This is a genomic window from Burkholderia sp. Bp9090 (assembly GCF_003857985.1).
Lineage (GTDB): Bacteria > Pseudomonadota > Gammaproteobacteria > Burkholderiales > Burkholderiaceae > Burkholderia.
The window spans coordinates 177,782-184,171 of sequence record NZ_QTPV01000011.1; the positions used below are offsets into that span (position 1 = coordinate 177,782).

The 6,390-nt window shown below is 69.1% G+C and carries 6 protein-coding genes and 4 pseudogenes; 4 read left to right on the top strand and 6 right to left on the bottom strand.

All coding sequences use genetic code 11. From position 1 onward, the window contains the following. Positions 1-28 precede the first annotated feature (28 nt). From DIE16_RS13680 to DIE16_RS13695, 4 genes and pseudogenes are all read left to right on the top strand, one after another. On the top strand, positions 29-775 hold the full coding sequence (locus tag DIE16_RS13680) for a winged helix-turn-helix domain-containing protein (RefSeq protein ID WP_124892456.1): 747 nt from the start codon (positions 29-31) through the stop codon (positions 773-775). 187 nt (positions 776-962) lie between these two features. Next, a pseudogene (locus DIE16_RS37085) lies at positions 963-1,160 on the top strand (acyl-CoA dehydrogenase C-terminal domain-containing protein); the annotation flags it as partial. 140 nt (positions 1,161-1,300) lie between these two features. After that, positions 1,301-2,281 (top strand): NADPH:quinone oxidoreductase family protein, encoded by a 981-nt coding sequence (locus tag DIE16_RS13690; RefSeq protein WP_124892457.1) that lies wholly within the window; start codon positions 1,301-1,303, stop codon positions 2,279-2,281. 90 nt (positions 2,282-2,371) lie between these two features. After that, positions 2,372-2,809 carry a nuclear transport factor 2 family protein gene (locus DIE16_RS13695; protein ID WP_124524376.1) on the top strand — a complete coding sequence of 146 codons (438 nt, stop codon included), beginning with the start codon at positions 2,372-2,374 and terminating at the stop codon, positions 2,807-2,809. Positions 2,810-2,892: 83 nt separating this feature from the next. Here DIE16_RS13695 and DIE16_RS13700 read toward each other — a convergent pair whose 3' ends face one another. The 6 genes and pseudogenes from DIE16_RS13700 to DIE16_RS13725 form a co-directional block, all read right to left on the bottom strand. Continuing rightward, positions 2,893-3,093 carry a hypothetical protein gene (locus tag DIE16_RS13700; protein ID WP_044848408.1) on the bottom strand — a complete coding sequence of 67 codons (201 nt, stop codon included), beginning with the start codon at positions 3,091-3,093 and terminating at the stop codon, positions 2,893-2,895. 392 nt (positions 3,094-3,485) lie between these two features. After that, positions 3,486-3,788 (bottom strand): DUF3331 domain-containing protein, encoded by a 303-nt coding sequence (locus tag DIE16_RS13705; RefSeq protein ID WP_124892458.1) that lies wholly within the window; start codon positions 3,786-3,788, stop codon positions 3,486-3,488. Between the two features lie 350 nt (positions 3,789-4,138). Then, positions 4,139-4,414 (bottom strand): annotated as a pseudogene (locus DIE16_RS36880) (efflux transporter periplasmic adaptor subunit); the annotation flags it as partial. Between the two features lie 12 nt (positions 4,415-4,426). Next, a pseudogene (locus DIE16_RS36885) lies at positions 4,427-4,639 on the bottom strand (FUSC family protein); the annotation flags it as partial. Positions 4,640-4,696: 57 nt separating this feature from the next. After that, positions 4,697-5,659, bottom strand: coding sequence for a LysR family transcriptional regulator (locus DIE16_RS13715; RefSeq protein WP_260434380.1), 963 nt, complete (start codon positions 5,657-5,659; stop codon positions 4,697-4,699). A 649-nt stretch (positions 5,660-6,308) separates the two neighbouring features. Then, positions 6,309-6,390 (bottom strand): annotated as a pseudogene (locus DIE16_RS13725) (hydrolase); the annotation flags it as partial.

Consider the following 6,390-nt stretch of genomic DNA (forward strand, 5'->3'; position numbering starts at 1 on the left):
TGCGTGCCGTCGTGCTGGACGATTTTCCATGGCCACCCAAGTTCTCGTCGTAGAGCCCGATCCGCGCATGCGCGACAGGATCCGCGCGCTCCTGAGCGGCTGCCAGATCGATACGTCGGCGCTCGACGATGTGTCGATGCTGCTCGCGCACGTGAGCGCGGCACCGCCCACCCTGATCGTGTTGCGGGTCGAACGGCCGGCCACGACGTTCTACATGGCGCTCGGCGCACTGCGGCGGGCCGGTTACGACATGCCGGTGATCGTGATCAGCCGCGACGCGCAGGTGGTCGACAAGGTCGTCGCGCTCGAGATCGGCGCGGACGACTATGTCGTGGAGCCGTTCGAGCCGATGGAGCTGGTCGCACGCGTGCGCAGCGCGATGCGCCGCTACGCGCCGAACCGGTCGGAGTCGCCGCGCGGGCCGCGGAATGCCGAAACCTATGCGTTCGGCGACATCGAGGTGAATTTCGTCACGCGGCGCGCGACCCGCGCGGGAGACGACCTCGGGCTGCGCGCGAGCGAATTCGCGCTGCTCGAACTGTTCATCTCGCAACCGCTGCGCGTCCTGTCGCGCGCGGAGATCCTCGCGCTGCTGGGGCTGACCGTGGCCGGGCGCTCCGAGCGCGGGCTCGACGTGCTGATCTTCCGGCTGCGCAACCTGATCGAGCAGGCGGTCGGCGACTATCGCTACATCCGCACGGTGCGCGGCAAGGGCTACATCTTCGTGCCGCTCGGCACGCTGGCGGACGACGCGTACCCGCCGCCGCACGCGTGAGCGGGGGGCGGGCACGTCGGGCATCGCGGCCGGCGTGTCGCGCGCCGGCATCGACCAACCTTCACCTGCGCATGCCGCCATCGCCCCGGTTCGCCATCGGGGCGACCCGCCATTGTCGGTTTAGAACGACCGTGCTAAATTTCCCGCCAGCATTTGGCAGTCACCGACCCGATCATCCGGCTGCGGGGCGTTCGGCCGTCGGGTCGTCGTGTGGCCGTGGCTCGACGTGACGCTCGCCGCGCACGGGCGCGATGGCGATTTCCACGCCGGCAAGCGTGCCGCCGCGCGTTACTTCTTTCGCCGGGAGCTGCCGAAGGTGGGTGCGCAGCGCGACCTGCTGGCGAGCGCCGATACGACGACGCTCGAGATGCGCGACGCGTGGTTCAGAGCGCCGCGCAGCACGAATGATGGTGACGCGGCGCGGGCCGATGCGCGTGCGCTGCGCGCCGATCGCGCGGGCGTGTCCCGCTGCCGTATCGATGCCGTATCGCTGCGCGACGACGTCGCGCGAGGAGAGAGGAGAACATGAAAGCCCTGTTGTGTACCGCATTCGGCCCGATCGACCGCTTGCGCATCGAGGACGTCGCGGTTCCCGAACCGGCCGCCGACCAGGTGCGGATTCGCGTGAAGGCGGCGTCGCTCAACTTCCCCGATGCGCTGATCGTCCAGGGGCTCTATCAGGTGAAGCCGGCGCTGCCGTTCTCGCCCGGCGCGGAATTCGCCGGCGTGATCGACGCGGTCGGCGACGGCGTGAGCGCCTGGCGGCCCGGCGACGAGGTGGTCGCGTTCACCGGTCATGGCGGATTCGCGGAGCATTGCGTGGCCGACGTGCAGCAGATCGCGGCGCTGCCGCCGGGGATGACGTTCGAGCAGGGCGCGGCGCTCGTGCTGGCCTACGGCACGTCGCTGCATGCGCTGCAGCAGCGCGCGCGCCTGCAGCAGGGCGAGACGCTGCTGGTGCTGGGCGCGGCCGGCGGTGTCGGGCTCGCCGCGATCGAGATCGCGAAGGCGCTGGGTGCGCGCGTGATCGCGGCCGCGTCGAGCGCGGACAAGCTCGCGCTGTGCCGCGCGGCCGGCGCCGACGACACGATCGACTATGCGACCGAGGACCTGCGGCGCCGTGTCGACGAACTGACCGGCGGACGCGGCGCGGACGTCGTCTACGATCCGGTCGGCGGCGCGTACAGCGAGGCGGCGCTGCGCGCGACCGCGTGGCGCGGCCGGTTCCTCGTGGTCGGCTTCGCGGCCGGCGAGATTCCGAAGATCGCGCTGAACCTCGCGCTGCTCAAGGAGCGCGACATCCTGGGCGTGTTCTGGGGCGACGCGGTGCGGCGCGACCCCGCGCAGCATGCGGCGAACATGCGCCAGCTCGCGCAATGGTTCGCGGCCGGCAAGGTGCGGCCCGCGATCACCGAGCGCGTGCCGCTCTCGGGCGCGGCCGACGCAATCGCGCGCATGGCGAGCCGGCAGGTGAAGGGCAAGGTCGTGATCCTGCCGGACGCGTGACGACGCCGGCGCGGCATCATGCGGCGGCGGCCGAGCGGGCGCCGCCTTCGAGCGGGTTTCTTTCGTGTGACGTTACCGGAGTCGTTGAGCATGCAACCCCTGTCGAATCTGCAACCTGCCGTCGCGACATCGCTCGCGACGTGGCACGCGATGCTCGCGCGCAAGGATTTCAGCGAACTCGACACGATCGTCCATCCGGACGCCGTGTTCCGCTCGCCGATGGCGTTCAAGCCGTACGGACCGGCGCCCGCGCTGCTGCTGGCGCTGCGCACGGTGCTCACGATCCTCGAGAACTTCGAATACCACCGCGCGTTCGCCGACGACGACGGCACGAGCGTCGTGCTGGAATTCAGTGCGACGGTCGGCGACAAGCGGCTGAAGGGGATCGACATGATCCGCTTCGACGTCGACGGGCGGATCGTCGAATTCGAGGTGATGATCCGGCCGTTCAATGCGCTGCAGGCGCTCGGCGCGGCAATGGGCGCGCGGCTCGGGCAGCAGTTGCCGGGGTTCAAGATCGGCGGGTGAGCGGCGGGCCGCCGGCCGGTGCGGAAAATGTCGCCGGCGCAACGCGACGGTCGCGCTCGCGTGCGGCGCCAGCCGGGCGCGCGTCAGTGAGTCTTGATCCTGACGCTGTAGCCCGCATCCTCGAACGCGACGACGAATTCCTCGGGGAACAGCCACGACTCGACCTTCACGTGCGACGTCGCGCGATCGATCTCGACCTTGGCGTCGGGATCCACGCGCCAGATTTCATGTTCGACCGCGCGGGCGGTATCCTCGTCGAGCGAGTGGTCCAGTACGAATTCCATGATCAATTTCCTGTTTTGACGGCCGCATTCACATGAGCGAGAGCGGCCGGTTGGCGAACGAAGCCGATGACGTCGACGGGATCGGACAACATGGGTGGACGATACGCGCGATCGCGTCGAACGATAAGCCGGCATGCGCGTGACGCACTGTCGCCCGTTGATCAACGAATCCGGTGAAGCGTGGGCGAACGGGCTTCGGGAGTGCGAAAGATGCGTTGCAGCCAAGATCGACTTGGCTCGCGGCGATGCGCGGCTCGCTTCGCGCCAGTGAATTGCCGATGAAGCAAGTACCGTTCCGCGCGATCGATGTTGCACGACACGGCACCGCATCACACCACGCACCACGCACCACGCATAACGCGCGACGCGCTCCGCGCATCACGCATCACGCATCACGCATCGAGCGACGCCACCGCATCGGCCGCGATCATCGCGAGGTGATTCGCGGGCCGCGGCCGGCCGGTCGGACGAAACACGGCCTCGCCCTGCACGATGGCGCGGCCCGAATACGCGCACCGTCCGTCGCGCCGTGCGACCGCGCGGCGCCATTTCTGTTCGCCGTAGTGCAGGCGGCCGCTTTCGACCCAGCGGACCAGCAGCGATTCGTGCGACCACTCCAGCAGCGTGACGTGAACCTGGCTGCGACCGGGTGACGATGCGCGCGGCGCGATGCCGACGGAAGAGACGTTCAGCATGATCGATTGCTTTCGGCGCGACCGCCGCGGCGCCGATCCGCATCGCGCGGCAACGAACGGCACTGCATCGGCCGCCCGGTGCGGCGCCGGAGTTCGTGAGTTACGCTGAATGCCATTGCCAGTCTCCTGCCGGCCGGCGAGGCCGGCGCGGGGTCGATCGAGGCCGCGCGCGCTCGACGCGGCCGGTTCGGGATGCGTCGACGGAGCGGGTGCGCAGTACGTACCGCTCGCATCGCCGACGAACGCCCAGTGTAAAAGCGCATGCCGGGCCACCGGAAGGCGCGCGAACAAGAACACGGTGTTGCCCGATATCGAACACGGGCGTGTGTGCCTACGGCCGCACCACGGCATCAAGTGCGCGTATCCGGCGCCGCGCCGCGCGCCATCGCGTGCGGCATCGGGCGCAGCGTGACCGTGCAGGTCGTGCCCGCCGCGAGGAAGCCGTCGCGCGGCATACCGTCCAGCCGGATCCGGACCGGCACGCGCTGCGCGAGCCGCACCCACGTGAAGATCGGGTTGACGTCGGCGAGCAGCGTCGCGCCGGCCGGATTGTCGCGATCGCTGATGCCGCGCGCGACGCTTTCGACGTGTCCGGTCAGCGACGGCCCGCCGGACAGCAGCCGGATCGCCGGCATCATCAGGATCACGACCGTCACCATCGCCATGCGCGGCGCTGCCAGCTCCAGCCGCATCGACACGCCCACCGCCAGCACGACGGCGACGATGGTCTTCGCGACATGGATCAGGCGCGCGCAGTCGGTTCGGCCGTATTCGCGGCTCATGCCGAGCAGCATGCGAGCGAACGCCGCTGCGTTGACAGGCCTGGCTAGCGCGGGCTTGGTCGGCGGCATGGCGTGACGGCAGGACGGATCCGGCGGGACGGCTGCGACACGGTGGCGCGCATCGCGTCAGACGGAATCCGTCGACAGCATTTCGACATGCAGCTCCTTGTCCGTGCCGGCGGACGACGGCGGATCGAGCAGCGCGATGCGCACGTGTTCGATGAACAGCTTCAGCTTGTTGCTCGCGTACGGATTGCGCGGATAGACCGCGTAGATCACTTCGTCCTGCGGTGCTTCATCGGCGAGCACGCGCACCAGCCGGCCGTCGCGCAGGCAGTCGTCCGCGATGTAGCGCGGCAGCATCGCGATGCCGATGCCTTGCACCGCGGCGTCGCACAGCGTTTCGCCGTTGTTGGACAGGAACACGCTGCCCGGGCTGATTGCGCGCGGCTTGCCGAGGCTGCCGGGCGTCGTGAACGTCCAGGTGGCCGACGGCGCCGTATGGCTGTAGTTCAGGCAGCGGTGCTCGAGCAGCGCGTCGATCGAGTCCGGTTTGCCGTGAGCGGCGAGGTAGTCTGGACTGCAGACGACGACGCGCTCGCATGCGGCGACGCGGCGTGCGATCAGCGCGCTGTCGGGCAGTCGCGCGGAGCGGATCGCGACGTCGAAGCGCTCGACTTCGAGGTTCATCGTGCGATCGTCGGTGTCGAGCGTGACGCGCAGCTGCGGATGCGCGGCGGCGAAGGCCGCGACCGCCGGCCCGAGCAGGCGGCGAGTGAGACTCACCGGCGACGTGATGCGCAGCTCGCCGCACAGTCCGTGCGAGCGTTCCGCGATTTCCTCGGCGACGTCGACGAGCCGGCGCATCGATTCCGACGCGGCGCGATAGAAGATCATGCCGTCTTCGGTCGGCGTTACGTTGCGGGTCGAGCGCATCAGCAACTGCACACCGAGCGTGCGCTCGAGGTCGCTGATGCGCTTGCTGACGACGGACTTCGACAGGCCGAGCCGGCGTGCGGATTCGGTGATGCTTTGCCGCTCGACGGCGAACAGGAAGGCCTGGATATCGTCTATGTTCAGGGATTTCATGATGCTGTCCGAGGGGCGTCGGGCATGAGTAAAGGGCGGCCGTTTGCTGCGCTGCCACGCATGCCGAGGCGATCGACGGGCGACGCGACGGCGGCGGCCGGCCGCGCGAATCGTGTGACGAAAGCGCGGCGCGCGGCGGCATGCGCCGAAACGGCTGCAACGCGTGGGAAACGCGACGCGTCGCCGGCATGTCGTGGCCGCGCGAACGGCTTCGCGCGGCTGCGCTGCAACGCGGCACGAACGGGCGGTTCGGGGGCGCGGCGGGTTACGCGAGCTTGATGCGAGCCCGACGCAGTTGGCAATCCGTACGAGTCCAAGCGTAGTGGAACGTGTCGCGTGTCGATAGCCGGGCCGGATGGTCCTCAGTGTTCCGTGCAGGGAACAATCGATCGCGCCACCATCGGGGACGGCACGATCTGCGAATCGCTGCCGGTGCTTGCCGGCGCGCCGGCGGGCTTCAGGCGATCTGATCGAGGCGATAGACCTCCACCGTGTCGACGGCATCCCAGTCGCGAGCCTGGAACGCCGCGATGTGCGTGCGTATTCGTAACGGATCGGAGGGAATGCGTCGACGCAGGGTGGTGTCGCGGTTGCGACCGCCGGTATCCGGACGGTCGCAATCGCGCGAAACGGCATGCGCCGTCGCGGCTCAGTTCTTGTCGTACGAGAACTGGATGCCCGCGGTGCCGCCGGTTTCGATGAACAGGTTGATGAACGCGGGGACGGTCGCG

Coding starts and splice junctions, on each gene's coding strand:
- DIE16_RS13680 (WP_124892456.1), top strand. CDS start 29: ATGGCCACCCAAGTTCTCGTCGTAGAGCCCGATCCGCGCATGCGCGAC.
- DIE16_RS13690 (WP_124892457.1), top strand. CDS start 1,301: ATGAAAGCCCTGTTGTGTACCGCATTCGGCCCGATCGACCGCTTGCGC.
- DIE16_RS13695 (WP_124524376.1), top strand. CDS start 2,372: ATGCAACCCCTGTCGAATCTGCAACCTGCCGTCGCGACATCGCTCGCG.
- DIE16_RS13700 (WP_044848408.1), bottom strand. CDS start 3,093: ATGGAATTCGTACTGGACCACTCGCTCGACGAGGATACCGCCCGCGCG.
- DIE16_RS13705 (WP_124892458.1), bottom strand. CDS start 3,788: ATGCTGAACGTCTCTTCCGTCGGCATCGCGCCGCGCGCATCGTCACCC.
- DIE16_RS13715 (WP_260434380.1), bottom strand. CDS start 5,659: ATGAAATCCCTGAACATAGACGATATCCAGGCCTTCCTGTTCGCCGTC.